This window comes from Mycobacterium sp. DBP42 (genome assembly GCF_005924235.1).
Classification (GTDB): domain Bacteria; phylum Actinomycetota; class Actinomycetes; order Mycobacteriales; family Mycobacteriaceae; genus Mycobacterium; species Mycobacterium syngnathidarum.
The window spans coordinates 1-23,342 of the sequence record NZ_VCMY01000042.1 but is presented as its reverse complement, the minus strand read 5'-3'; the positions used below and the strand labels follow the sequence as shown (position 1 = coordinate 23,342).

Genomic DNA, 23,342 nt, shown 5'->3' with positions numbered 1-23,342 from the left:
CGGCCAAAGGACTGCTTTTCGGTCCATTTCGGCAACTATCTGACGCTGGACGCCATTCGCCGATGGTCAGACTTTGTCTGGCTCGGACTGATCCTGCCGCGCACCCGTGCTCGCTCCGCTCACTTCCACCCGGTACCGCACGAACGCAGGCACCGCCAGTGCCGCGATCACCACTCCCACGACCACCATGGCGCCGCCGCCGGCCGCGGCGACCGTCGTCCCCGCCGCTGCTGCCGCCGCCCCGTGCAATGTGTCGGCCAGCCTCGGCCCCCCGGCAACCACGACCGTGAACACGCCCTGCAGCCGGCCCCGCAGCTCATCGGAGGCCGCCTGTTGCAGGATCGTCGACCGGAATGCGGCCGACACCATATCGGCGGCACCACCAATCGCCAGGAACGCCAACGCAATCCACAACAACAGCCCGGCCCGCCCGTGCGCCGACCCACCCGCGATACCGAACCCGACCATGGCCAGGCCCCACACCACGATCGCGAGCACCACGGTCAGCCCCTGCCTGCGGATCCTCGGCAGCCAGCCCGAGAACACACCGCCGGCCACCGCGCCGGCCGACATCGCCGCGGCCAGCAACGCCATCGTGGTGCCGCCCTCGACCGGTCCGCCGAAACTCTCGTGCGCCATCTGCGGGAACAGCGCGCGCGGCATCCCGAAGATCATGGCCACCAGATCGACGACGAACGACATCAACACCACCCGGTTGCCGGCCAGATAGCGGAAGCCGTCCAGCACCGCAGTCAGGCCCCAACGCGAGGCACCCTGCTCCGTACCCGCCGGGGGCATCGGCGCCAGCCGGAAAGTCGCCCAGATCGGTGCCAGACAGGTCACGGCATCGATCAGATACAGCGTGGACAGGTCCACCCAGTTCAACAGGAGCCCGGCCATCAGCGGCCCGACGATCGCGCCGAACTGCATGACCGTCATGTTCAGCGAGTTCGCTGCGGGCAGCTGCTCGGCCGGCAGCATCCGCGGAATCGCCGCCGAACGCGTCGGGCTGTTCACCGCGTAGAACGCCTGCTGCACGCCCAGCAGGCACAGCACCACCCACACGTTGTTCATGGCCAGCGCGGCCTGCAGCCACAACAGCACCGAGGCCCCGGCCAACCCGATCGAGGCGATGATCAGCAGCAGCCTGCGGTCCATCGCGTCGGCCCAGGCACCGCCCCACAGCCCGAAGACCACCAGGGGCACCAGTGCGAACAGACCGGACAACCCCACGTACGCCGAGTTCTCGGTCAGCACGTACAGCTGCACCGGCACCGCGAAGATGGTCAGATTGGCGCCGATGACCGTCGGGATTCCGGCCAACCACAGCCGCCGGAAATCCGGTGTGCGCAGCGGGGTGGTGTCGGCGAAATACCTACGCACTAGGGCTGCAGGCGTTCCACTCGATCCCCGATCACGCGAATTCGGTTGTGCACCCGGTCCTCCCGCCCCTGCCAGAACTCGACACTCTCCGGGGCGACGCGATAACCGCCCCAGTTCGGCGGCACCGGAACGGCTTGGAGGCCGGCGAACCGCTCCGTCACCTCGGCAAGCCGGCCCAGCAGCTCCTGACGCGACGAGATGGGAGCGGACTGCTGCGACGCCCAGGCACCGAGCTGTGAACCTCGCGGGCGTTTGGACCAGTACGCCTCGGTGTCCTCACGGCTCACCATGGTCACCGGACCGCGCACGTGCACCTGGCGGCCCAGGCCGTACCACGGGAACGTCGCCGACGCGTAGGGATTCACAGCCAGCTGGGTTCCCTTGGCGGAGTCATAGTTCGTGTAGAACGTGATGCCGGTCTCGTCCATGCTCTTGCACAACACCGTTCGGGTGACCGGTCTTCCCTCGTCGTCGGTGGTGGCCACCACCATGGCATTGGGCTCGGCCACCCCGGCGCGGTACGCATCGGTCAGCCACGCGCGCAGCAGCGTCAGCCACCCGGTCGCCGGGTCCTCGCCGAGCCAATCGACATCCAGATCGCCGCAGCCGTCCTTCTCGACGTAGTCCACCCGCATGCCGGCCAAGTCATGCTCGTGGTGGTCAGGAGTCTGTCCGGGAGGTCTTGCCACCGCGATAACGCTACGCCTGAGCTTGGTGCAAGAATCTGGACATGCCCGCTGTACCGGATGGCTTCGTTGCCGGCCTCGAAGGCGTCGTCGCCTTCACCACCGAGATCGCTGAACCCGACAAGGACGGTGGTGCACTGCGCTACCGGGGTGTGGACATCGAAGACCTCGTGGCCCACCGCGTCACGTTCGGAGACGTGTGGGGGCTGCTGGTCGACGGCAGCTTCGGCACGGGACTACCCCCGGCCGAGCCGTTCCCGCTGCCCATCCACAGTGGCGACGTGCGCGTCGACGTCCAGGCCGGGCTGGCCATGCTGGCACCGATCTGGGGTTACGCACCGCTGTTGGACATCGACGACGACACCGCTCGCGACCAGCTGGCCCGGGCCTCGGTGATGGCGCTGTCCTACGTCGCACAGTCAGCCCGCGGCATCTACCAGCCCGCCGTGCCCCAGCGCACGATCGACGAATGCGACACCGTCACAGCGCGTTTCATGACCCGCTGGCAGGGAGACCCCGACCCGAAGCACGTCGAGGCAATCGACGCCTACTGGGTGACCGCGGCCGAACACGGGATGAACGCCTCCACGTTCACCGCCCGGGTGATCGCCTCCACCGGCGCCGACGTCGCGGCATCGCTGTCGGGCGCGGTGGGCGCGATGAGCGGTCCCCTGCACGGCGGCGCCCCGGCCCGGGTGCTGCCGATGATCGAAGAAGTCGAAAAGACCGGGGACGCCCGCGCGGTGGTCAAGGGCATCATGGATCGCGGCGACAAGCTGATGGGCTTCGGGCACCGCGTGTACCGCGCCGAGGATCCTCGGGCGCGGGTGCTGCGGGCCACCGCCAAACGCCTCGCGGCACCCCGCTACGAGGTGGCCGCAGCCCTGGAACAGGCTGCGCTGTCCGAGCTGCGTGAGCGCCGCCCCGACCGGGCCATCGAGACCAACGTCGAGTTCTGGGCCGCGGTGATCCTGGACTTCGCCCAGGTGCCTGCCTCGATGATGCCGGCGATGTTCACCTGCGGACGGACCGCGGGCTGGTGCGCGCACATCCTGGAACAGAAGCGGCTGGGCAAACTCGTGCGCCCGGCCGCCGTCTATGTCGGCCCCGAACCGCGCAGCGTGGAGTCGGTTGCCGGATGGGACAAGATCGCCACCTCGTAACCCGCGGTCACGACATATTCGCTTCTGCGGCAGATGTTTTCGGCGGATTTCCGTACCGGTACCGCGGTTGCCGACGAGATCAGGGGCCGCTCCGTCACGCGGCGTCGTCTCGGCGTCAGTGCACATGTCAGACCCGGGTGGTTGCATGGGACGTGTCTGGCGATGAGATCCGCCCGCCGCGCGGGTCTGCATTGAGTCCACTCACCAACCCAGGAGAAGATCATGGCGATCGAAGTAACACCCGCAGTCTTGCCGCATCTGGTTGTCGACGACGCCGCCGCAGCAATCGACTTCTACGTCAAGGCATTCGGCGCCACCGAGCTGGGCCGGGTGCCCGGGCCCGAAGGCAAGCTGGTCCACGCGGCGCTCACCATCAACGGGTCCACGGTCATGCTCAACGACGACTTTCCCGAGTACAACGACGGCAAGCCGTCCACACCCAAGGCCCTGGGCGGCACCCCGGTGACAATCCACCTCACCGTGACCGATGTCGAGGCCAAGTTCGCCCAGGCGGTCGACGCCGGCGCAGAGGTCGTCATGCCGCTGGAAGACCAGTTCTGGGGCGACCGCTACGGCATGGTGCGCGATCCTTTCGGCCACCAGTGGTCACTGGGGCAGCCGGTCCGCGAGGTCAGTCCCGAGGAGATCGCCCAGGCCATGCAGTCGGGGCAGTAACCCGCCCGCCACGCGTTCATACTGGTCTCCTCGCGATATGCCACGAAGGAGACCGATGAGCACTCAGCCCGCCGACACCACGCCGGCTGCCCGCGCGCTGAACTGGCGAGTCGTCGACATCGTCGTCGCCAGCGTCCTCGCAACGGCAGCCGGGCTGGTGTTCGTGGTGTGGAACATCGCCTCCAACCCGATCAGCGCACCGCTGACAGCAGCGCTTCCGGGCCTGCAGGCGCTGCTGGCCGGAGGCTGGTTGTTCGCCGGGGTGCTCACCGCGCTCGTGATCCGCAAGCCGGGAGCTGCCCTGTACGGCGAGCTCGTCGCCGCCACGGTGTCGGCACTGGTCGGCAACCAGTGGGGCGTGCTCACCCTTGAATCGGGACTGGTGCAGGGCATCGGCGCGGAACTGGTCTTCGCGGCGTTCCTGTACCGCCGTTGGGGGCTGCCCGTCGCACTGCTCGCCGGGGCTGTCGCCGGATTGGCGCTGGCCATCAACGACCTCATCCTGTGGTATCCCGGCTCGGCGAACGCCTTCGCCGCGATCTACACCGTCTCGGCCATCGTCTCCGGCGCCCTCGTCGCCGGACTGCTCTCGTGGTTCGCGGTCAGAGGTCTGGCGAAGACCGGAGCGCTGGGCCGGTTCGCGTCGGGCCGGATCGGCCCCGCCGCTCGATGAGCTCACCGCACGGCTCCGGTGCCACCGTCACGGCGCACAGTTGGGGTTGGAGCCACGCCGGACGCACCGCCTGGGCCGTGCGCGACCTCGAGCTCGCGCTCGAACCCGGCGAACGTGTGCTGTTGCTCGGACCGTCCGGAGCGGGGAAATCGACTCTGCTGCACGGCATCGCCGGGCTGCTCGGCGGGGCCGACGAAGGGCGGCAGGCCGGTAGCCTCTTGGTCGACGGTCGGCCGCCGAGCGAACAACGCCACCGGATCGGAATGGTGTTGCAGGATCCCGACTCCCAGGTGATCCTGTCCCGGGTCGGTGACGACGTCGCCTTCGGCATGGAGAACTTCGGCGTTCAACGCGAGCAGATCTGGCCCCGCGTGCACACCGCGCTGGACGCGGTCGGGCTGAATCTCGGCTTCTCCCAATCCACTTCAACGCTGTCCGGCGGACAGAAACAGCGCCTCGCCCTGGCCGGGGTGATCGCCATGAACCCCGGCCTGATCCTGCTCGACGAACCGACGGCCAACCTCGACCCCGCGGGTGTCATCGAGGTACGGGACGCCGTCGCGGAATGCGCAGCCCGCACCGGCGCGACACTGATCGTCATCGAGCACCGCACCGAGATGTGGCTGCCGGTGATCGACCGGGTGATCGTGCTCGGCACCGACGGCGAGGTGATCGCCGACGGCACCCCGGAACAGACCATCCGGCGCAACCACCACTACCTGGTTCGATCCGGTGTCTGGGTACCCGACACCCCGCTGCCCGAGATCGACCGCCACCGGTTTCCTGCATCCGAATCATTACTGCAGGCAGCGGGTCTGGCGTTGGCCCACCCCGGTGATCCGCCCATGCACGTCGACCTGGACTTCGAGATCTCGACCGGGCAGATCACGGTGATCACCGGCCCGAACGGCGCAGGCAAGTCGACGCTGGCGCTGACCATCGGCGGGCTCTTGCCGGTGCCGGCCGGCCGGCTCGAGGCGCACGCCGGCTTCGCACCGTCCCCCTCGCGCCGCCAACCCATCAAGTGGAGGTCCAAGGAACTGCTCACCCGGATCGGCAGCGTGTTCCAAGACCCCGAGCACCAGTTCCTCACCGGCACGGTGCGCGATGAACTCACGTTGGGCCCCAAAGCGATCAAGCTGGGCCACACCGAAACCACCGCGCGCACCGACGAACTCCTGGAGCGCCTGCGCCTCGGCCACCTCGCCGAGGTGAACCCCTACACGTTGTCCGGCGGAGAGAAGCGCCGCCTGTCGGTCGCCACGATGCTGGCCACCGCACCCAAGGTGATCATCCTCGACGAACCCACCTTCGGGCAGGACCGGCGCACCTGGGAAGAACTGACCCGCCTACTGGCCGAGATCGCCGATGCCGGAACGGCCGTCGTCGCGGCCACCCACGATCTCGACTTCGCCACCCTACTCGCCGACGCCCGGATCGAGCTGCCGGAGTGGGACCCCACCGCGGGGACGACGCTGTGATCATCAACCCCGTCGCCCGACTGCTCACCGCCCTGATCATCGCGGGGGCCCTGGTGTTTTCGGTGGACTGGCTTTCGGCGCTGACCGCGCTGATCGGTGAGCTCGTGCTGTTCGCCGTCATCGGCGTCAAGCTGCGCGCGGCGCTGACCCGTGCCGCCGTGGTCCTCATCGCAGCCGCGCTCACCGCCGTCACCATCCTGCTCTACGGGCAGACCAGCGGCACGGTGTACTGGCACTTCTTCCTCGTCACGATCAGCGACGGGTCCATCACGCTCGCCCTGGCCACGTTTCTCCGCGTCCTGGCGATCGCCCTGCCCTCGGTCATCCTGTTCATCGACGTCGAATCGACCGAGTTGGCAGACGGTTTAGGGCAGGTGCTGCATCTGCCTGCCCGATTCGTTGTCGGTGCGCTGGCCGGCCTGCGAATGGTGGGCCTGCTCGGACAGGACTGGCGGTACCTCGGTTACGCGCGCCGAGCCCGCGGCGTGGCCGACCACGCCAGGGTGCAGCGGATCGCGGGACAGGCGTTCGCCCTGCTGGTGTTCGCCGTGCGCCGCGGATCGAAGCTGGCCACCGCGATGGAAGCCCGCGGGTTCGGCGCCTACCCGGACCGGACGTGGGCCCGCCCATCTCCCTTCGGAGCACGCGAGTTCGCTTTGATCGCTGCGGGATTCGTCATCGCCGCCGCCGCGATCACGGTGTCGGTGGTGTGCGGGACATGGAACTTCATTGGCTCTCGATGACATCCTGCGCCGCCTCGACGCGGCCGCGACAACGGTACTGATCGACGGCCGTTCCGGGTCCGGCAAGTCGACGCTGGCCGCCGAGCTGCACGACATCTGGGCCGGCAGTGTCGTCGTTCGGCTCGACGACATCTACCCGGGCTGGGACGGACTGCTCTGGGCCGCAGACCATTTGCAGCGATCACTGCTCGAGCCGCGGGCGGCCGGGCACACCGGACGTTGGCGGCAATGGGACTGGACTACGGCTGCACCCAGCGGCTGGCACCGGGTCGAGTCGGGGCAACGCTTGATCGTCGAGGGCATCGGCGCGCTCACCCCGGCTGCCCGGGCGTGTGCGGACCTGGGTATCTGGGTCGACGCCGACGATGCCGAGCGCAAGCGTCGGGCATTGGAACGCGACGGAGACACCTACCGGCCGCACTGGGACCGGTGGGCAGCCCAGGAGGACGAGTTCATCGCCAGGTTTCAGCCGAGGGCGTGTGCCGACCTGATCGCTGTACCGGCCGCGGACGGATTCGAGTTCACCGCGCCCGGCCGGCGGCGCTAGCGCAGTCCTGCCAGAACCCGTTGCCGCATCGTCGGTTTCGGGGCCGTCGCGGCGGCCGCGATCATCTCGTCGACCGAGGTGAACTTGTCACGCGGCCGATCCTCGCCACCGCGGGCGATCTCGGCGGCATCGATCGCCTGCCACCCGGCCGCGTCGACCATGGCGGGCTGGCGCGTCCGCACCAGCCTCTCCAACGCGGACTGCTTGTGCACCGGATCGGTCAGCACGCCGGCGTTGAAATCGTCGACCAACTGACGCACCGTCTGCGCCGCACACGACTTGTTGGTGCCGATGAAGCCGGTGGGACCGCGCTTGATCCAGCCGGCCACGTAGGCGCCTGCCGCGTCACGAACACGTCCGGCGTCGTTGGGCACCACGGCGGCATCGTCGTCGAACGGAAGGTCGGCAATGGCCTTGCCGCGGTAGCCGATCGAGGTCAGTACCAGCCCTGCGTCGAGCGTGCGCACATCATCGGTTCCGGTCACACCGAATTCGATTCCGGTCACCCGGTCCTCGCCGAGCACGCGCTGCGGGGTGAGCCGGTAGGCCAGCCGGATCCTCGGCTTGGTCAACGGCGCGGACGCATGACCCAGCTTGGCCAGAATCTCCAGCTTGTTGCGGGTCAGCGGGTCGGTGGTGCGAGCCAGATCTGCCACCACCAACTGATGGTCGGCCTCATCGAGCACGACGTCGCAGCTGGCGGTCAAGCCGATCAGTTCCGGCAAGGTGAAAGCCGACTCCGCGGGGCCGCGGCGGGCCGCGATCACCACCTCGGAGACCTTCGAAGTGCGCAGGGCCGCCAGAGCATGGTCGGAAATGTCGGTGCGGGCCAACGTATCCGGATCGGTGGTGAGGATCCGGGCCACGTCGAAGGCGACGTTGCCGTTGCCCACGATGACCACCCGCTCATGACTCAGATCCACGGGCAGGTCGGTGAACTCGGGATGCCCGTTGATCCAGGCCACCATCTCGGTGGCCGTTCCGGTACCCGGCAGGTCCATGCCGTCGATGGCAAGCCGGCGATCGTTGGGTGCACCCACCGCGTACAGCACGGCGTGATGGTGTTCCAACAGGTCGGCGTGTGACAGGTGCTTGCCCACCTCGACGTTGAGGAAGAACTTGAACCCGGCATGTTTGGCGATCACGTCGAACAGCCGGGTCACCCGCTTGGTGCTCTGGTGGTCCGGAGCGACACCCGCCCGCACCAGCCCGTAGGGCGTCGGCAGCTTCTCGAAGACATTGACCCGCACGCCCCGCTGCGTCAGCAGCTCGTCGGCCGCGTACATGGCGGCCGGACCGGAGCCCACGATCGCCACGGTCAGCGGCGTGCCCCCACGAGCATCCACCTTCGGCGCCGCGATCACCGGCGCCAGCTTGGACGTCGGCGGCAACTTACCTTCGCGCTTCGGGTAGAAGGCGGCGTTGAGCTCGATGAACGGCAGCTGCTTGTCGGTCAGCCGGGTATCGGCCGCGATCGCGCCGACCGGGCACCCGCTCACGCACGCGCCACAGTCCACGCAGGCATCGGGATCGATGTAGAGCATCTCTGCCGTCGCGAAGCCCGGCTCATCCGGCGACGGATGAATGCAGTTCACCGGACACGCGTAGACGCAGGACCCGTCGCTACAACACGACTGGGTGATCACATGGGGCATAACAAACCTTCGAACCCTCCGGGACGAGCTTTAGGCGACTGAGACCAGGTGCTCGCGCTGTGGCTCGCTACGGTAGCGGCTCGGCGCCCCGTCGATCTTGCAGATCCGCCACATGAGCTTGGCGATCGGGTTCATCAGGCCGGTGTCGTGGCAGAGCATCCGGACATCGCCGAACATATCCCGCAGCATCTTGCGAGACTCGGGCGAACGGAAGAACAGCTCCTTGCGCACCGAGCGCGGGATGTCGAATTCCTTCCAGAACGCGCGCGGCGGCACGATGATCGCCGAGCACAGGATGCGCATGGTCAGCGGCACGAACAGCGACAGGATCCAGCGCTGCCGGCGGCGCAGGTTCGGCACCCGCTTGTGCAGGTACTGGTGCGCGAACGAGATGTGGCGGGCCTCCTCGGCGACGTGGATCGCCATCACCCGTTCCATGATCGGGTGCAGGGCCTTGCCCTCACGCAGCACGTTCTTCTGCGTGTGATCGATGGGTTCCTCGCCGGCGAGAACACCGAAGAAGAACGGGATCGGCAGCGGGCCGGCGGCCAGCGGGATCAGCGGCTGCAGCCACTTGAGCAGCCGCGGCATGCCCGGCACGTCCATGCCGATCCGGTTCACCATCTCCTGGAACATCAGGGTGTGGTTGCACTCCTCGACGGATTCGTGCAGGCAGTACCGGTACTCCGGCGAGCCGTTGGGCACCCAGAACGAGTACTCCATCAGGCCGCGGATCAGGATGTTCTCGAAGTGCAGGCCGACCTTGGCGACATTGGCCTGACGCCACATGCCGATCTCGATCTGCCGCTCAACGGGCTGCGCCTGGTACCAGCGGTGGCCACCCATCGGGTCGGTCGCCGGCAGGATCCAGCGCGGATCGTTCGGGATCACCGCGAACTCCGGCGAATCCCAGTCGATGTCCTTGTACGGGTTGAAGTTGCGCCGCACCGAGCCCTCGGACAGCGTAGAGAGCATGTCGACGTACTGGGTGTCGTCGCTGACGTCCATGTTCTTGCGCCAACGCCTGACCATCTTGGTCCGAGCCATGTTGCAGACCTCTCTCTAATCGTCTGAGGTTTACATCTACCCACTTGTTGTACAACGGTACCGCAGGTATCGAGTAGATGTCCATGCCTGATTCGACGAGTTTGCCGACATGCGGCATGGGGTGGCCAACCCGAAGGTAAAAGACCAGGTAGTTGTGGCGTCCACAGGCCGGGCTGTGGTGACCGACACACTGCAAAAGATTGCCATTGAGGCCTTTGCGGGCCACACCACCGCCGATCGGCACCGGATCGCCGCCGAAAACCGAGCGGCCCCAGCCACCACCGACCGCCCGGCCACGCCCGAATTTTGACGCGGTAACCGCCGACTTTAGGCTGGTCCCATGGCTGAACTGATCATCCCTGCCGACCTTCTGCCCCGCGACGGCCGTTTCGGATGTGGCCCCTCCAAGGTCCGCCCCGAGCAACTGACCGCGCTGGCCGCCGCCGGGGACCTGTTCGGCACCTCCCATCGGCAGGCACCGATCAAGAACCTGGTGGGCCGCGTCCGCGACGGTCTGCGTGAGCTGTTCTCGGTTCCCGACGGCTACGAGGTGATCCTCGGCAACGGCGGCTCGACCGCGTTCTGGGATGCCGCGGCCTTCGGCCTGATCGACAAGCGTTCGCTGCACCTGACCTACGGCGAGTTCAGCTCCAAGTTCGCCTCGTGCGTGGCGAAGAATCCGTTCATCGGCGACCCGATCATCGTCAAGACCGACCCGGGCACCGCACCTCAGCCGCAGTCCGACCCGTCCGTCGACGCCGTCGCGTGGGCCCACAACGAGACCTCGACCGGCGTCTCGGTGCCGGTGCAGCGGCCCGATGGCGATGCGCTCGTGCTGATCGACGCCACCTCGGCCGCCGGCGGCCTGCCCGTCAACATCACCGATGCCGACGCGTATTACTTTGCGCCGCAGAAGAACTTCGCCGGCGACGGCGGCCTGTGGCTGGCCATCCTCAGCCCCGCGGCCCTGGCCCGCATCGAGTCGATCGCCGCAACGGACCGCTGGGTGCCCGACTTCCTGTCGTTGCCGATCGCGGTGGAGAACAGCCTCAAGAACCAGACCTACAACACCCCGGCCATCGCGACGCTGATCCTGCTGGCCGAGCAGCTCGACTGGCTCAACGGCAACGGCGGCCTGGACTGGGCCGTCAAGCGCACGGCAGATTCGTCCGAGCGGCTCTACTCGTGGGCCGAGGGCACGTCGTTCGCCACCCCGTTCGTCACCGATCCCGCACTGCGCTCGCACGTGGTCGGCACCATCGACTTCGACGATTCGGTGGACGCCGCCGCGGTCGCCAAGGTGCTGCGGGCCAACGGCATCGTCGACACCGAGCCCTACCGCAAACTGGGCCGTAACCAGCTGCGAATCGGCATGTTCCCGGCCGTGGACCCCGATGACGTGAGCGCGCTGACCAGCTGCGTCGACTGGGTCGTCGGAAAGCTCTGAGTCCGTCGCACTCCCGCCAGCGTGTCAGCCCGGTCACGGGCTGATAACGCAGTAGGGTTCGCGCAGGAGGTTTGGTCGGTATGCGAGAACTCAGAGTCGTTGGTTTGAACGTAGACGGCAGACGCATCATCTGTGAATCCGACGACACCGCCAAGGACATGTTCAGCTTGCGTGTCGATGACCGGCTGCGTGCCGCCATGCGCGGTGACAAGGTCGCCTCGAATCAGACCGATATCGATGCAGAGGTGCAGAACGTGCTGCGACCCAAGGAGATTCAGGCAAGGATTCGCGCCGGGGCATCGGTGGAGCAGTTGGCCGAAGCAGCCGGGGTGCCTGTCGAACGGGTCGAGCGGTTCGCTCATCCGGTCTTGCTGGAACGCGCCCGGGCAGCCGAGCTGGCCACCGCGGCACATCCGGTACTGGCCGACGGACCTGCAGTACTGACGCTGCTGGAGACCGTCACCACTGCCTTGGTGGGTCGCGGACTCGACCCGGACTCCACTGCCTGGGACGCCTGGCGCAACGAGGACAGCCGCTGGACCGTGCAGCTGGCCTGGAAGGCCGGACGGTCCGACAACGTTGCGCATTTCCGGTACTCCCCCGGAGCACACGGTGGCACCGTCACCGCGTCAGACGATGCCGCCCGCCAGTTGATCAACCCCGATTTCGGTCGGCCGTTGCGCCCCGTCGCGGCGGTACCGCACCTGTTCGACCATCACGAAACACCCGAAGTTCAGGAGACCCCGGCCGCGGCCGTGCCCGACGAGTTCAGCCGGCCGGCCGAACCGGAGCCCGCCCCTGCCCCGCAGGCACCCAAGCGCAGCCGCAGGGCGCGGCCGGCGGTTCCCGCGTGGGAGGACGTGCTGCTGGGCGTGCGGTCGTCCGGCACTCAGCCCTGATCGTCCTCGAGGAGCCGGTGCTGAAGTTTGCGGCCATCAGGTAGCCGCACTCTTCAGCGTTGACAGCCCTCCACGTCAGGCCGCCAGCTCAACGCCGGTGAACTCGCAGCCCGGACCGCAGGCGTGGCCACTCACCCTGATCCCGTGGCGCCGCATCACCTGGGCGATCTTCGCGGCGGTCCGGCACGGTCGGTCGAAAACCTGACGGTAGGACAGTCGGACGGTGAAGCGGCCGTCGACCGCGGCATCGAGATCACGCTCGACATCCTCGTTTCGCGCCGAAGCCGTGTTGTGGAACAAGAGTCCATCGAGTTCGACCACGAGCCGTTGGTCGTACTCAGCGTCGCGGTAGCTCACCCCCACCGATGAGGTCGACCGCTTCTGACGAGCGGCCCGTGGCCACCCGTGCGCCCGTTCCACGCGATTGAGGTATCCGTGCTCCAGAACCGAGCAGGTGCCCTCGGCAATGTCGACCATCACCGCCCGCAGCCAGCGTCTTCTGCGAACCCGCCGACGAGCGTCGAGGGCTCGTAGTAGATGTCGTGCGGTGGTTCGCCGCGATTGGCAGGCGTTGGCCAGCACCGCGATGGCATCGAACTCGGATTTGGCCTGGCATGCGACGTCAAGGGCGGCTTCCTCGAAACGCAGCCGTGGCGGACCGACGTGCCAGAGCACGCGTTCCTGCAGGTGGGCCTGATGGTGGATGCGCACTCCGTGGGGTTCGGCGAGCACGCCCCGGTCGCGGGAGACTGCGATATGGATCACCGCACCCTCGTCGGCCAACGCCGATTCCAGGCACAGCGCCGCTGGAGCCGCGTAAAGCACTGCGGCCCAGGCCCGTTGCAGCCACGTCAACGGTCCGGTGTGATCGACGTACACGCCGTCGTGGACCCGCGCCCACTCATTACGCCGGAGCAACCGTCGAATGTCGTGCTGCTGCATCCCCGCATCCAGGGCTTGCCGACGCGAAACAACTCCCGACTGCTGCCCAAGCACGTCCCCGATGTCCACGCCGTCGATGCTCGTCGACCGGCGACTCCCCGACCAGACCCGTTCCGCGTACTTGTGGATAACTACGTGCGCTGAAGATCGCGGCTACCTGGTGACCGCAATCCTCAGCACTGACAAGCCGGCAGTGTGGTGCACCGACCACCAACGTGAGCAGGGTCTGAAGACCGAACTGGTGGCCTGAGCGGTCAGCCCTGGGTCAGCCCGATCGCCAGCAGCGCCAACCAGCCACCCGCCACCCCGACGCCCGAACCCAGGACGAACCAGCGCCACACCGGCCGGTGCCGCCAACCCCACACCGTGGGGGCCAGACCTCCGACGGCCACCATGTTCAGCCCGATCGCCAGAAGCGGGTGAACACGCAGCAACCCGACCCCGAGCACCACGATCGCCGCACCGAGCACCACGGCCACGAACGCGGCCACCGTCAGGCCGGTACCCCACGGCGTGGAATCGTCGGTCACGGAGTCAATCTAACGCGACATCAGCTTCCGAGCCTGGCGCGTTCGTAGAACGCGAGCGCCGCCGCGGTGGCGACGTTGAGCGAATCGGTGCCACGCGACATCGGAATGCGCACCCGCACATCGCTGGCCCGCATCGTGTGCTCGGTCAGACCGGGACCTTCCGCGCCGACCAGGACCGCCACCCGGTCCCCTTCGAGCTGCGACATCGCCTCCGACAATGTCGCGGCAGCCGGATCGGGCGTCATCGCCATGACCCGAAACCCTTTGTCGCGCAACAATGTCAAATCTCCGGGCCAGGACGCAGCCCGGGCGAACGGCACCAGCAGGGCGTGCCCCATCGACACCCGCACCGCGCGCCGGTAGAGCGGATCGGCGCAGCCCGCGCCGAACACGACCGCATCGACTGCGAGCCCGGCGGCATTACGGAAGATCGACCCCAGATTCTCGTGGTCGTTGACTCCTTCGAGCACCGCCACGGTGCGTGCACCGGAAATCACCTCGGCCACCGACAACTCGGGTGCCCGGGAGGCCGACGCCAGCACGCCACGGTTGAGGTGGAAGCCGACCGCGGCGGCCATCACCTCAGCACTCGTCCGGTAGAAGGGCACATCCACACCGTCGAGATCAGCCGCGAGCTCGGTCAGGCGCCGATCGGTGCCCAGCAGGGCGCGCGGGACGAACCGGGAGGCCAGCAAACGCTGTACGACCAGCACCCCCTCGGCGATCACCAGCCCCTTGCCGCTGGGCAGATCGGGCCGGCGGTCCACGCTGTTGAGATCACGGAAGTCGTCCAACCGGGAATCGGCCGGGTCCTCGATATCGATTACCTGCAGCAGACTCACGCGCCTTCGAGAACCATTGCCGACATCAGATCGGTCGCTGTGACCAGAGTCTGACGTTCAGCAGGGTCCAACCGCGACAGCTGCGCCATCAGCCACTCCTGGCTGGCCTTGCGCTCGGCCTCGACCAGGGTCACGCCGGCCGGTGACGCCGACACCACGACCTGGCGCCCGTCGACCGGATGGGCGGATCGCGCCACGAGGCCCTGATCGGCCAGTGAAGCGATCACCCGGGTCATCGACGGAGGGCGCACCCGCTCACGCACCGCCAAGGCACCCGGCGTCATCGCGCCCTCCTTGGCCAAGGTGGCCAGCGCCGAGAACTGGGTCAGCGAAACCGGGGATTCCGCACGCCGCGTACGTAATTGACGCGCAAGACGGACTACCGCCAGAGCCAGATCATTCGCCAGGAGCGTCTCCGGATCCTTCACATCGGAAATAGTACTGAGGCAGACGCAGTAAAGGGCTAAAACCAGGACCAATGAATCCCCCTGCCATCGGATACGTTGGTCACCGATGACCGACGACACCGACGACGCGCAGGAGCCCCAGCCACCGGCCCTACCGCGTGCACTGCTGGAGCCGTGGCCGGTGATCGTGGTGATCGCCGCCGGCTGGTTGATCGCCACCGTCGTGGCGTTCACCGTCAGCGGTCTGCAACACTGGCGGCCGTTCACGCTCGCCGGGCTGGCGATCGGTGTTCTCGGCACGACCATCTTTCTGATCCAGCGCCGTGCCGTGCGTCGCGGATCCCGCGGCGCACAAAGCGGATTGACCTGAGGAGACACCATGGCCGCACCACTTCTGCAAGCCACCATCGACATCGAGGCACCGGTCGACAAAGTGTGGGGGCTGGTCTCGGACTTGAGCCGGATGCCGCAGTGGAGCCCGCAGTGCCGGTACATGCGGCCCCTCGGCCCGCTGCGGCCGGGAACCCGCACCTTCAACCTCAACCGGCGCAAGTTCATGTTCTGGCCCACCACCTCACGCATCACCGAGGTCGTCGACAACAAGAAGCTCGCATTTCTGGTGGAGGGCAACAACACCATCTGGAGCTACGAACTGGAGCCGACTGCCACCGGCACCCGGGTGACCGAATCCCGCCACGCCGAGAACGGCACCACGGCCGTGTCCAACGCTCTGGTCGGCGCGTTGTTCGGCGGAGTCCCCAGCTTCGAGGATGAGCTGGTCGACGGGATGAATGCGTCACTGGCGCGGATCAAGGCCGCCGCCGAGAACTGAGCCCTATTCGGCGGTGTCGAGGACACCGTCGTCGTACGGCTCGTACATCGGTGACCCGGTGCCGGGCGGTTGCGGGGTGTCCGAATGGGCCCCGCAGCCGTATTCGGCCTCCACCACATGCCCGTCAGCAGACAGATCGTTGGCACACACGCCGAACATCACGCCCAGCGCACCGCCGAGCGGCAGATAGAACCCGCAGTCGCGGCAGACCCGGCGCGTCGAGCGGGCCATCGCCGAACCCGGCCCGTGATCACCGTCGTGCCACCGCTGCGCCGCCTGCGCCCGGCCCCACGCACTGAGCACCTGGCGCCGGCCGAGGCCGAGCTCGAGCGGAGCGTCGTCGATCAGCGGATCCCCGGTGGCCACGTATCCGGGAACCAAACGGGGATCGTTCGGTGGCGGAGCCAGTAGGTCGCCGGGCCCCAGATCGCCGGGACGGACCCGGTCATGCCACGGCACCCACTGCGGAGCCAGCAGCGCCGTCGGGCCCGGAATCAGCACCAACTCGCTGATCGTCGCGTGATCGGCGCCCGGATAGGCCGCCACCACGACAGCCCACTGCCACCCGCGGTAACCAGGCAGGTCAGCCAGGAATCGGTGCGTGGCCGAGGCGGCATCTTCGATGCTCACACCGAGGTACTCACCGACGGCGCCCTCGCCGCTGAACTCGATCAGCGCCGCTCGAGCCTGCTCGGCGGCACCCGAGAGCAACGCCTCCTGTTCCGGCGACGGTGCCGCCGGGCCGGTTTCCCGGTCGGATTCGTAGGCCTGCTCGGCTGGTTCGGTCACGCTTTCCATCGCCTCCATAGTGCCTGATCGGGGCGACCGCGGGCCACACCGGTCGCCTGTCGGCCACCTGCACGCCGGATAAGAGAGAATCGAGGGGTGACCTACTACCCGCCGCGGCCCCCAGCCGATCACGGTGCGGAACATCCCGGAATGGCGAACTACCCCAGCGATGAGACGCCGCGCCGGCCACGCAGGCAATCAGTGCCCAGCTCCAACCGCTGGCTGCCGCCACTCGATGAGCAACACACCGCCGCGCATTCCGCGCCCGACGACACACCGCCGCGCCGGGGTGTCGGGTCAGCGGCCGGCGAGAGGGTCACAGTCACCCGGGCAGCAGCGGCGCGCAGTCGCGAAATGGGTTCGCGCATGTACGGTTTCGTACACCGTGCGGCAACCGCCGACGGCGCCGACAAGTCGGGGCTGACGGCACTGACCTGGCCGGTCGTGGCGAACTTCGCCGTCGACGCGGCCATGGCCGTGGCCCTGGCCAACACGCTGTTCTTCGCCGCGGCCAGCGGCGAGTCCAAGGGCAAGGTGGCGCTGTACCTGCTGATCACCATCGCACCGTTCGCGGTGATCGCCCCACTGATCGGGCCCGCACTCGACCGCCTGCAGCACGGCCGCCGAGTGGCGCTGGCCGCGTCCTTCGCGTTGCGCACCGTGCTGATCGTGGTGCTGATCGCCAATTACGACGGCGCCACCGGAAGCTATCCGTCCTGGGTGCTCTATCCATGCGCGCTCGGAATGATGGTGCTGTCCAAATCCTTCTCCGTGCTGCGCAGCGCGGTCACCCCGCGCGTGTTGCCCCCGTCGATCGACCTGGTCCGGGTGAACTCCCGGTTGACCACCTTCGGACTACTCGGTGGCACCGTCGTGGGCGGCGCCATCGCCGCCGGCGCCGAGTACCTGTTCAACATGGCGCAACTGCCCGGGGCGCTGTACATGGTGGTCGCGGTCAGCGTCGCCGGCGCCGTGCTGTCCATGCGGATCCCGAAATGGGTCGAGGTGACCGAGGGTGAGGTGCCCACCACGCTCAGCTACCACGGTCAATCGGCGGGCCGGGCCGACGAGCTGCGTCGGCACCCCGACAAACCCAAGGCCGAACGTCAGCCGTTGGGCCGCAACACCATCACCGCGTTGTGGGGCAACTGCACCATCAAGGTGATGGTCGGGTTCCTGTTCCTCTACCCCGCATTCGTCGCCAAGTCCCACGATGCCAGCGGTTGGGAACAGCTGCTGATCCTCGGGCTGATCGGCGCCGCGGCCGGCATCGGAAACTTCGGCGGCAACATCACCGCGGCCCGGCTCAAACTCGGCCACCCCGCCCAGCTGGTGGTACGGGCCGCCGGGGCGGTCACCGTCGTCGCCCTGGCCACCGCACTGACCGGAAATCTTCTGGTGGCTGCCGGGGCTACGCTCGTCACCTCGGCCGCCAGCGCCATCGCCAAGGCCTCGCTGGACGCGTCCCTGCAGGACGATCTGCCCGAAGCCTCACGGGCCTCGGCGTTCGGCCGGTCCGAATCGGTGCTGCAGCTGGCCTGGGTGGCCGGCGGCGCCACCGGGGTGCTGATCTACACAGACCTCACAGTCGGGTTCACTACGATCACGGCCGTGCTGATATTGGGCCTGGCGCAGACGATCGTGAGCTACCGCGGCGAATCACTGATTCCCGGCCTGGGCGGCAACCGCCCGGTCCATGCCGCACGAGAAGGCGGCAGCCGTCGCTCCGCCGCCCCGACGACAGCACAGTGGGAGTCCCGATGAAGCGTGCTCTGGCGGTCCTGGCGGCCGTGGTCGTGCTGGCGATCGCCGGCACCGCGGTCGGGGTCTGGCGCCTGCACAGTTCACACGGCGACCGGCTGCCGCAGATCAGTGCGTACTCGCACGGGCACTCGGTGCGAGTCGAACCGTTCCAGTACTGCGAGGTGCTCAACCTCGATGACTGCCAGGAACCGCGCGACACGGGTGAGCTGCGGGTCACCGAGGACAGCCCGGTGCAGCTCTCCGTGCCCAGCGCGGTCGCCCGGGCGCCGTGGCGCCTGCTGCGGGTCTACGAGAATCCGATCGACACAACCGTCACGTACTACGCACCCAAGACCACGCTGGCCGTCACCATCCCCACGGTCGACCCCAACCGGGGCCGGCTGACCGGGCTGGCGGTCCAGCTGCTGACCCTGGTCCAGGATCAAAACGGCGAGGAGTTCGCGCTGCCGCACGCCGAGTGGTCGGTCAGCACGATATGGCCGGACCGCGAGCACGCGGACCCGCGCTAACCGGCTGAGTGTCCGGACGGTACGCGCTCGCCCTCGGGCGTCGGCCCCGGCGGGGTGCCGTCGCCGAAAGGCCTGCCGCCCAATGATTCCCGACCATGCGGCGTGAGCCAGTTGGCCAGATCCGGACCCTTGGGCACGATCTGCGTCGGATTGATGTCCGAATGCACGAGGTAGTAGTGCTGTTTGATCTGGACGAAATCGATGGTGTCACCGAATCCCGGCGTCTGGAACAGATCCCGCGCGTACGCCCACAGCACGTCCATCTCGGCGAGCTTGGACCGGTTGCACTTGAAATGCCCGTGATAGACCGGGTCGAACCGGGCCAGTGTGGTGAACAGCCGCACGTCGGCCTCGGTGATGGTGTCGCCCACCAGAAATCGCTGAGTGCTCAGCCGGTCGGTCAGCCAGTCCAACGCGGCGAACAACCGGTCGTAGGCCGCATCGTAGGCCTGCTGTGAGCCGGCGAAACCACACCGGTACACCCCGTTGTTGATCTCGGTGTAGATGCGCTTGGCCACCTCGTCGATCTCGGCACGCGGCGGCTCGGGATACAGCTGCGGGGCACCCTCGCGGTGATAGGCCGTCCACTCGGTGGAAAAGTCCAGCGTCATCTGGGCGAAATCGTTGGTGACCACCGCACCCGTGTCGATCTCGACGATCGCGGGCACGGTGATGCCCTTCGGATACTCGGGGTCACGCTTGAAGTACGCGTCCTGCAACCGCGGGATCTTGAGCACCGGATCGAGACCGCCGGGGTCGAGGTCGAAGGTCCAACTGCGCGCATCGTGCGTAGGCCCGCAAAAGCCAATGGACAGAACATCTTCCAGGCCCAGCAGGCGCCGGACGATGATCGTGCGGTTGGCCCAGGGGCAGGCCCGCGCGACGATCAGCCGGTACCGGCCCGGTTCGACGGGAAAGCCGTCACGGCCATCGGCCGTGATCCTGGTGGTGATGTAGTTGGTATCGCGGTTGAACTCACCGCTGCCGGTTGCGACGTACGAGCCCTGGGCCATATCCCCAGCATGCCCGCAGACAGCGTCAGGCGTCGAGCTCCTGCGCCACAGCCTTGACCACCTCGGACACCCGGCGCGCGACCTTGCGGTCGGGGTAGCGGCCCTTGCGCAGCTCGGGCTGGACGATGTCCTCGAGCAGCGTGATCATGTCCGAAACCATGCCGTGCAACTCGTCGGGCGTGTGCTTGTGCTCGGGACGCTCGGCCTCGCGCCGGGCCCGGCTCAAGCTCGGGGGCGGGTCGATGAGCTTGAGGCTCAACGCCTGCGGGCCACGACGACCGGCAGCCACGCCGAATTCCACGCGTTGACCGGCCTTGAGGCCTTCGACACCCGCGGGCAACGCCGAGGACCGCACATAGACGTCCTCACCGTCCTCTTGGGACACAAAGCCGAAGCCCTTTTCGGCGTCGTACCACTTCACCTTGCCGGTCGGCACTGCACTCACCCGCTCGTCTTGTCAGAACTGCCTACACACATAAAGCTCGCGTCCCGTCAGCGCCGGGACGCGATGGAGCGATCTTACTCGGCCCTCCCTCGGTGCTTCACCCCTATTACTCGGTAGGCTGGAAACCACCTCTGGAAGAGAGATACGCCGGTAATGCGAGTGATTCTGAACATCATCTGGTTGGTCTTCGGCGGCCTGTGGCTGGCGTTGGGATACCTGCTGGCCGCGCTCATCTGCTTCGTCCTGATCATCACGATCCCGTTCGGGTTCGCCTCGCTGCGCATCGCCTCCTACGCCCTGTGGCCCTTTGGCCGCACGATCGTGGAGAAGCCCGGCGCCAGGCCCGGCGCCCTGATCGGCAACGTCATCTGGGTGCTGTTGTTCGGCATCTGGTTGGCCATCGGCCACCTGGTCAGCGCGGCGGCCATGGCCGTCACCATCATCGGAATCCCATTGGCGCTCGCCGACCTCAAGATGATCCCGGTCTCGCTGGTGCCGCTGGGCAAGGAGATCGTCCCGGTCGACTCACTCAAGGCCGCGGTATGACGCTGACCCCGCTCGGGCTGCCCGCCGTCAACAGGTCGGGTGGCGCGCCGCATGCTCCGGCCCCCACCACCGGCCCGCTGGTGGACACCTACGGCCGGATCGCCACCGACCTGCGGGTCTCCCTGACCGACAAGTGCAATCTGCGGTGCACGTACTGCATGCCCGCTGAAGGCCTGGACTGGCTGCCCGGCGAGGCGCTGCTCAGCGCCGAGGAACTGAGCCGGTTGTTGGGCATCGCCGTCACCCGGCTCGGCATCACCAGCGTGCGGTTCACCGGCGGCGAACCGTTGGTCACCCGCCATCTGGAGGATGTGGTGTCCGCCGCTGCAGCATTGCAGCCGCGGCCGGAGATCACCCTGACCACCAACGGCATCGGTTTGGCGCGGCGCGCGGCAGGGCTCAAACAAGCCGGGCTGAACCGGATCAACGTGTCACTGGACAGCGTCGACGCCGCCCACTTCGCCCGGATCACCCGCCGGGACCGGCTGGGCGACGTGCTCGACGGTCTGGCGGCCGCCAAAGCGGCCGGCCTGGAGCCGGTGAAGGTCAACGCGGTACTCGACCCGGTTTCGGGCCTCGACGACGCGGTGGGCTTACTGGCCTACTGCCTGGATCACGGATACCAGCTGCGGATCATCGAGCAGATGCCGCTCGACGCCGGGCACACCTGGCAGCGCGGCACCGTGATCGACGCCGAGGCCATCCTGACCACGTTGCGTCGCCACTTCGACCTGCGGCCCGATCCGTCGCCGCGCGGTTCCGCGCCGGCCGAGCTGTGGCAGGTCGCCGAGAGCGCCGATCACCCCGCAGGCGCTGTCGGCGTGATCGCCTCGGTGTCGCACGCATTCTGTGGGGCCTGTGACCGCACCAGGCTGACCGCCGACGGCCAGATCCGCAGTTGCCTGTTCTCCACGGAGGAGAGCGACCTGCGCGCGCTGTTGCGCGGGGACGCCGATGACGACGCCATCGAGGCGGCCTGGCGTACGGCGATGTGGGCCAAGCCCGCGGGGCACGGCATCAATGACCCCGATTTCGTGCAGCCGGTCCGGCCGATGAGTGCGATCGGCGGGTAGATGACAGAGCCCACCACGGCCGTAACGGTCCGTTATTTCGCCGCTGTGGCAGCCGCAGCCGGAGTTGATACGGAAACGTTAGATTTGGCAAAGGATTCCACCGTCGCGACGCTCGTGGATCAGCTCAGCGGTCGCGACGCGGAACTCGCCCGGGTACTAAAGCGCTGCTCATACCTGTTGGACGGGGTGGCGGTCCGCGATATGGACAAGCCGCTTTCAACGTCGGAGACCGTCGATGTGTTACCGCCCTTCGCCGGCGGCTAACGTGATTTGCATCACATAACGAAATGGTCACGAGCTGGCTACAGCGCGGTGGAGCCCTTCGCCCACCTGCGAGAACGCCGAAATAACCTGCACCTTTAAACAACTTTTAGAGTTTGCTCAGAGCCAAAACGCCCGAGGCCGCCAAAAGTGACGGGATAGCGGGAAGCCGTTACCGTTCATTCCCAAGTCAACCGACCCTAATCAGTTGACCTACCCCAACCGGTAGCGCCGAGCTCCATCCATCGGGCAGGGGTTAACGACGAACAACAAGGATGGAGGCGGGGGACCCAACCGGTCCACCGATTTATCTCAGGACCAGGAGCCGCTTGCGGCCCCTTGGGGTGAAGCCGTCGCCGTTTCGACGACGCCGGCCGGGTGACCTCTCCCACCCGAACCCGACAGCTGACCTCGTGGGCGCATACGAGAGGACCTTCACGCTTATGAGTGGACGGCATCGCAAGCCTGCTTCCTCATCTTCAGCAAAGAATGTCGCCAAGATCGCCTTTACCGGCGCTGTGCTCGGTGGAAGCGGCCTCGCCATGGCCGGTCAGGCCATGGCTGCCACTGACGGCGAGTGGGACCAGGTAGCCCGCTGCGAGTCCGGTGGCAACTGGGCGATCAACACAGGCAACGGCTACCACGGCGGTCTGCAGTTCTCCCCGAGCACGTGGGCCTCCCACGGCGGCGGCGAGTACGCGCCCACCGCCTTCATGGCCACCAAGGAAGAGCAGATCGCCGTCGCCGAGCGCGTTCTGGCCAGCCAGGGCAAGGGCGCTTGGCCCACCTGCGGTCGCGGCCTCTCGGGCGCCAGCCCGCGCAACGTCGTCGCCGAGCCCGCTCCTGCTCCGCTGGACGTGCCTGCGGTCAACGGTGAACTGCCGCCGCCCCCCGACGCCGCGCCGCTCGACGCACCGCTGCCGGCCGACGCCCCGCCGGCTCCAGAAAACTTGCCGCCGGCCCCCGAGAACCTGCCGCCGGCCCCTGAGG

At 67.6% G+C, this 23,342-nt stretch carries 29 protein-coding genes and 1 riboswitch; of the genes, 18 read left to right on the top strand and 11 right to left on the bottom strand.

Annotation, left to right across the window (positions count from 1 at the left end):
• Positions 1 to 66 precede the first annotated feature (66 nt).
• Both E0T84_RS26200 and pdxH read right to left on the bottom strand, forming a co-directional pair.
• Positions 67 to 1,383 (bottom strand): MFS transporter, encoded by a 1,317-nt coding sequence (locus E0T84_RS26200; RefSeq protein ID WP_138745928.1) that lies wholly within the window; start codon positions 1,381 to 1,383, stop codon positions 67 to 69.
• Positions 1,383 to 2,018 carry a pyridoxamine 5'-phosphate oxidase gene (gene pdxH, locus E0T84_RS26195; RefSeq protein ID WP_083283844.1) on the bottom strand — a complete coding sequence of 212 codons (636 nt, stop codon included), beginning with the start codon at positions 2,016 to 2,018 and terminating at the stop codon, positions 1,383 to 1,385. Before pdxH ends, E0T84_RS26200 begins: the two co-directional genes overlap by 1 nt.
• Positions 2,019 to 2,113: 95 nt before the next feature.
• Here pdxH and E0T84_RS26190 point away from each other — a divergent pair, with 95 nt between their 5' ends.
• The 6 genes from E0T84_RS26190 to E0T84_RS26165 all read left to right on the top strand — a co-directional run bounded on the left by E0T84_RS26190 (position 2,114) and on the right by E0T84_RS26165 (position 7,351).
• Positions 2,114 to 3,232, top strand: a complete 1,119-nt coding sequence (locus E0T84_RS26190) for a citrate synthase 2 (RefSeq protein WP_070184559.1) — start codon at positions 2,114 to 2,116, stop codon at positions 3,230 to 3,232.
• A gap of 222 nt (positions 3,233 to 3,454) precedes the next feature.
• Positions 3,455 to 3,907, top strand: a complete 453-nt coding sequence (locus E0T84_RS26185; RefSeq protein ID WP_070184560.1) for a VOC family protein — start codon at positions 3,455 to 3,457, stop codon at positions 3,905 to 3,907.
• Between the two features lie 55 nt (positions 3,908 to 3,962).
• Entirely contained in the window at positions 3,963 to 4,580 is a 618-nt protein-coding gene (locus tag E0T84_RS26180) for an ECF transporter S component (protein WP_070184561.1), read from the top strand.
• Positions 4,577 to 6,061: an ABC transporter ATP-binding protein gene (locus E0T84_RS26175; RefSeq protein WP_070184562.1), complete on the top strand. Its 1,485-nt coding sequence runs from the start codon at positions 4,577 to 4,579 to the stop codon at positions 6,059 to 6,061. The genes E0T84_RS26180 and E0T84_RS26175 overlap by 4 nt, the downstream gene beginning before the upstream one ends.
• The gene (locus tag E0T84_RS26170; protein WP_171055183.1) at positions 6,058 to 6,804 is read left to right on the top strand and encodes an energy-coupling factor transporter transmembrane protein EcfT; all 747 of its coding nucleotides are present in this window, start codon (positions 6,058 to 6,060) and stop codon (positions 6,802 to 6,804) included. The genes E0T84_RS26175 and E0T84_RS26170 overlap by 4 nt, the downstream gene beginning before the upstream one ends.
• Entirely contained in the window at positions 6,791 to 7,351 is a 561-nt protein-coding gene (locus E0T84_RS26165; protein WP_138745927.1) for an AAA family ATPase, read from the top strand. Before E0T84_RS26170 ends, E0T84_RS26165 begins: the two co-directional genes overlap by 14 nt.
• On the opposite strand, the gene E0T84_RS26160 is transcribed toward E0T84_RS26165, so the two are convergent.
• Positions 7,348 to 9,006, bottom strand: coding sequence for an FAD-dependent oxidoreductase (locus tag E0T84_RS26160; RefSeq protein WP_138745926.1), 1,659 nt, complete (start codon positions 9,004 to 9,006; stop codon positions 7,348 to 7,350). The two genes, E0T84_RS26165 and E0T84_RS26160, sit on opposite strands and share 4 nt — an antisense overlap.
• Before the next feature lie 30 nt (positions 9,007 to 9,036).
• On the bottom strand, positions 9,037 to 10,053 hold the full coding sequence (locus E0T84_RS26155; protein ID WP_070184566.1) for a diiron oxygenase: 1,017 nt from the start codon (positions 10,051 to 10,053) through the stop codon (positions 9,037 to 9,039).
• A gap of 178 nt (positions 10,054 to 10,231) precedes the next feature.
• Here E0T84_RS26155 and E0T84_RS32600 point away from each other — a divergent pair, with 178 nt between their 5' ends.
• The 3 genes from E0T84_RS32600 to sepH all read left to right on the top strand — a co-directional run bounded on the left by E0T84_RS32600 (position 10,232) and on the right by sepH (position 12,399).
• Positions 10,232 to 10,363 carry a hypothetical protein gene (locus E0T84_RS32600; protein WP_256366558.1) on the top strand — a complete coding sequence of 44 codons (132 nt, stop codon included), beginning with the start codon at positions 10,232 to 10,234 and terminating at the stop codon, positions 10,361 to 10,363.
• A 30-nt stretch (positions 10,364 to 10,393) separates the two neighbouring features.
• The gene (gene serC, locus E0T84_RS26150; RefSeq protein WP_138745925.1) at positions 10,394 to 11,500 is read left to right on the top strand and encodes a phosphoserine transaminase; all 1,107 of its coding nucleotides are present in this window, start codon (positions 10,394 to 10,396) and stop codon (positions 11,498 to 11,500) included.
• Between the two features lie 80 nt (positions 11,501 to 11,580).
• The gene (gene sepH / locus E0T84_RS26145) at positions 11,581 to 12,399 is read left to right on the top strand and encodes a septation protein SepH (RefSeq protein ID WP_138745924.1); all 819 of its coding nucleotides are present in this window, start codon (positions 11,581 to 11,583) and stop codon (positions 12,397 to 12,399) included.
• Between the two features lie 75 nt (positions 12,400 to 12,474).
• On the opposite strand, the gene E0T84_RS26140 is transcribed toward sepH, so the two are convergent.
• Positions 12,475 to 13,410 carry a type IV toxin-antitoxin system AbiEi family antitoxin domain-containing protein gene (locus E0T84_RS26140; RefSeq protein ID WP_138745923.1) on the bottom strand — a complete coding sequence of 312 codons (936 nt, stop codon included), beginning with the start codon at positions 13,408 to 13,410 and terminating at the stop codon, positions 12,475 to 12,477.
• On the opposite strand from E0T84_RS26140, the gene E0T84_RS26135 reads away from it, so the two are divergent.
• Positions 13,403 to 13,591: a hypothetical protein gene (locus tag E0T84_RS26135; RefSeq protein WP_138745922.1), complete on the top strand. Its 189-nt coding sequence runs from the start codon at positions 13,403 to 13,405 to the stop codon at positions 13,589 to 13,591. The genes E0T84_RS26140 and E0T84_RS26135 overlap by 8 nt on opposite strands.
• 4 nt (positions 13,592 to 13,595) lie before the next feature.
• Here the strand turns inward: E0T84_RS26135 and E0T84_RS26130 are convergent, their stop codons facing one another.
• Genes E0T84_RS26130 through E0T84_RS26120 form a run of 3 tightly spaced genes read right to left on the bottom strand, consistent with a single transcriptional unit; the run spans position 13,596 to position 15,141 of the window.
• On the bottom strand, positions 13,596 to 13,871 hold the full coding sequence (locus E0T84_RS26130; RefSeq protein ID WP_070944754.1) for a DUF2537 domain-containing protein: 276 nt from the start codon (positions 13,869 to 13,871) through the stop codon (positions 13,596 to 13,598).
• Positions 13,872 to 13,891: 20 nt separating this feature from the next.
• Positions 13,892 to 14,713 carry an RNA methyltransferase gene (locus E0T84_RS26125; RefSeq protein ID WP_138745921.1) on the bottom strand — a complete coding sequence of 274 codons (822 nt, stop codon included), beginning with the start codon at positions 14,711 to 14,713 and terminating at the stop codon, positions 13,892 to 13,894.
• Positions 14,710 to 15,141 (bottom strand): MarR family winged helix-turn-helix transcriptional regulator, encoded by a 432-nt coding sequence (locus E0T84_RS26120; protein ID WP_138745920.1) that lies wholly within the window; start codon positions 15,139 to 15,141, stop codon positions 14,710 to 14,712. The genes E0T84_RS26125 and E0T84_RS26120 overlap by 4 nt, the downstream gene beginning before the upstream one ends.
• Before the next feature lie 85 nt (positions 15,142 to 15,226).
• On the opposite strand from E0T84_RS26120, the gene E0T84_RS26115 reads away from it, so the two are divergent.
• Together E0T84_RS26115 and E0T84_RS26110 are read left to right on the top strand one after the other, a co-directional pair.
• Positions 15,227 to 15,490, top strand: a complete 264-nt coding sequence (locus E0T84_RS26115; RefSeq protein WP_138745919.1) for a DUF2530 domain-containing protein — start codon at positions 15,227 to 15,229, stop codon at positions 15,488 to 15,490.
• A gap of 9 nt (positions 15,491 to 15,499) precedes the next feature.
• Positions 15,500 to 15,952 carry an SRPBCC family protein gene (locus E0T84_RS26110; RefSeq protein WP_070184574.1) on the top strand — a complete coding sequence of 151 codons (453 nt, stop codon included), beginning with the start codon at positions 15,500 to 15,502 and terminating at the stop codon, positions 15,950 to 15,952.
• 3 nt (positions 15,953 to 15,955) lie between these two features.
• On the opposite strand, the gene E0T84_RS26105 is transcribed toward E0T84_RS26110, so the two are convergent.
• Positions 15,956 to 16,750, bottom strand: a complete 795-nt coding sequence (locus E0T84_RS26105; RefSeq protein ID WP_171055182.1) for a DUF3027 domain-containing protein — start codon at positions 16,748 to 16,750, stop codon at positions 15,956 to 15,958.
• A 141-nt stretch (positions 16,751 to 16,891) separates the two neighbouring features.
• Between E0T84_RS26105 and E0T84_RS26100 the strand changes: the two genes are divergently transcribed.
• Both E0T84_RS26100 and E0T84_RS26095 read left to right on the top strand, forming a co-directional pair.
• Positions 16,892 to 18,505: an MFS transporter gene (locus E0T84_RS26100; protein ID WP_249383753.1), complete on the top strand. Its 1,614-nt coding sequence runs from the start codon at positions 16,892 to 16,894 to the stop codon at positions 18,503 to 18,505.
• A complete protein-coding gene (locus E0T84_RS26095) occupies positions 18,502 to 19,014 on the top strand; it encodes a DUF2771 domain-containing protein (RefSeq protein ID WP_138745918.1) in 513 nt (170 codons plus the stop codon). The genes E0T84_RS26100 and E0T84_RS26095 overlap by 4 nt, the downstream gene beginning before the upstream one ends.
• Here E0T84_RS26095 and E0T84_RS26090 read toward each other — a convergent pair.
• On the bottom strand, positions 19,011 to 20,027 hold the full coding sequence (locus tag E0T84_RS26090; protein WP_070184577.1) for a glutathione S-transferase family protein: 1,017 nt from the start codon (positions 20,025 to 20,027) through the stop codon (positions 19,011 to 19,013). The genes E0T84_RS26095 and E0T84_RS26090 overlap by 4 nt on opposite strands.
• Before the next feature lie 25 nt (positions 20,028 to 20,052).
• Positions 20,053 to 20,463 carry a cold-shock protein gene (locus E0T84_RS26085; protein WP_003884584.1) on the bottom strand — a complete coding sequence of 137 codons (411 nt, stop codon included), beginning with the start codon at positions 20,461 to 20,463 and terminating at the stop codon, positions 20,053 to 20,055.
• 162 nt (positions 20,464 to 20,625) lie between these two features.
• Here E0T84_RS26085 and E0T84_RS26080 point away from each other — a divergent pair, with 162 nt between their 5' ends.
• The 4 genes from E0T84_RS26080 to E0T84_RS26065 form a co-directional block, all read left to right on the top strand.
• The gene (locus tag E0T84_RS26080; RefSeq protein WP_070184578.1) at positions 20,626 to 21,018 is read left to right on the top strand and encodes a YccF domain-containing protein; all 393 of its coding nucleotides are present in this window, start codon (positions 20,626 to 20,628) and stop codon (positions 21,016 to 21,018) included.
• Positions 21,015 to 22,091, top strand: a complete 1,077-nt coding sequence (gene moaA, locus E0T84_RS26075; RefSeq protein WP_138745917.1) for a GTP 3',8-cyclase MoaA — start codon at positions 21,015 to 21,017, stop codon at positions 22,089 to 22,091. Before E0T84_RS26080 ends, moaA begins: the two co-directional genes overlap by 4 nt.
• Entirely contained in the window at positions 22,092 to 22,355 is a 264-nt protein-coding gene (locus E0T84_RS26070; protein ID WP_138745916.1) for a MoaD/ThiS family protein, read from the top strand. It abuts the gene before it with no gap.
• A gap of 216 nt (positions 22,356 to 22,571) precedes the next feature.
• A riboswitch (cyclic di-AMP (ydaO/yuaA leader) is annotated at positions 22,572 to 22,787 on the top strand.
• An 8-nt stretch (positions 22,788 to 22,795) separates the two neighbouring features.
• The coding region (locus E0T84_RS26065; protein ID WP_138745915.1) for a transglycosylase family protein at positions 22,796 to 23,342 on the top strand (547 nt) is incomplete at its 3' end.

What these genes read in the sequence shown, in the direction of transcription:
- E0T84_RS26105 (WP_171055182.1), bottom strand. Translation starts at nt 16,750, where the DNA reads ATGGAAAGCGTGACCGAACCAGCCGAGCAGGCCTACGAATCCGACCGG.
- E0T84_RS26160 (WP_138745926.1), bottom strand. Translation starts at nt 9,006, where the DNA reads ATGCCCCATGTGATCACCCAGTCGTGTTGTAGCGACGGGTCCTGCGTC.
- E0T84_RS26175 (WP_070184562.1), top strand. Translation starts at nt 4,577, where the DNA reads ATGAGCTCACCGCACGGCTCCGGTGCCACCGTCACGGCGCACAGTTGG.
- serC (WP_138745925.1), top strand. Translation starts at nt 10,394, where the DNA reads ATGGCTGAACTGATCATCCCTGCCGACCTTCTGCCCCGCGACGGCCGT.
- E0T84_RS26080 (WP_070184578.1), top strand. Translation starts at nt 20,626, where the DNA reads ATGCGAGTGATTCTGAACATCATCTGGTTGGTCTTCGGCGGCCTGTGG.
- E0T84_RS26070 (WP_138745916.1), top strand. Translation starts at nt 22,092, where the DNA reads ATGACAGAGCCCACCACGGCCGTAACGGTCCGTTATTTCGCCGCTGTG.
- sepH (WP_138745924.1), top strand. Translation starts at nt 11,581, where the DNA reads ATGCGAGAACTCAGAGTCGTTGGTTTGAACGTAGACGGCAGACGCATC.
- E0T84_RS26180 (WP_070184561.1), top strand. Translation starts at nt 3,963, where the DNA reads ATGAGCACTCAGCCCGCCGACACCACGCCGGCTGCCCGCGCGCTGAAC.
- pdxH (WP_083283844.1), bottom strand. Translation starts at nt 2,018, where the DNA reads ATGCGGGTGGACTACGTCGAGAAGGACGGCTGCGGCGATCTGGATGTC.
- E0T84_RS26185 (WP_070184560.1), top strand. Translation starts at nt 3,455, where the DNA reads ATGGCGATCGAAGTAACACCCGCAGTCTTGCCGCATCTGGTTGTCGAC.
- E0T84_RS26155 (WP_070184566.1), bottom strand. Translation starts at nt 10,053, where the DNA reads ATGGCTCGGACCAAGATGGTCAGGCGTTGGCGCAAGAACATGGACGTC.
- E0T84_RS26110 (WP_070184574.1), top strand. Translation starts at nt 15,500, where the DNA reads ATGGCCGCACCACTTCTGCAAGCCACCATCGACATCGAGGCACCGGTC.
- E0T84_RS26190 (WP_070184559.1), top strand. Translation starts at nt 2,114, where the DNA reads ATGCCCGCTGTACCGGATGGCTTCGTTGCCGGCCTCGAAGGCGTCGTC.
- E0T84_RS26095 (WP_138745918.1), top strand. Translation starts at nt 18,502, where the DNA reads ATGAAGCGTGCTCTGGCGGTCCTGGCGGCCGTGGTCGTGCTGGCGATC.
- E0T84_RS26090 (WP_070184577.1), bottom strand. Translation starts at nt 20,027, where the DNA reads ATGGCCCAGGGCTCGTACGTCGCAACCGGCAGCGGTGAGTTCAACCGC.
- moaA (WP_138745917.1), top strand. Translation starts at nt 21,015, where the DNA reads ATGACGCTGACCCCGCTCGGGCTGCCCGCCGTCAACAGGTCGGGTGGC.
- E0T84_RS26115 (WP_138745919.1), top strand. Translation starts at nt 15,227, where the DNA reads ATGACCGACGACACCGACGACGCGCAGGAGCCCCAGCCACCGGCCCTA.
- E0T84_RS26100 (WP_249383753.1), top strand. Translation starts at nt 16,892, where the DNA reads ATGGCGAACTACCCCAGCGATGAGACGCCGCGCCGGCCACGCAGGCAA.
- E0T84_RS26135 (WP_138745922.1), top strand. Translation starts at nt 13,403, where the DNA reads ATGTCCACGCCGTCGATGCTCGTCGACCGGCGACTCCCCGACCAGACC.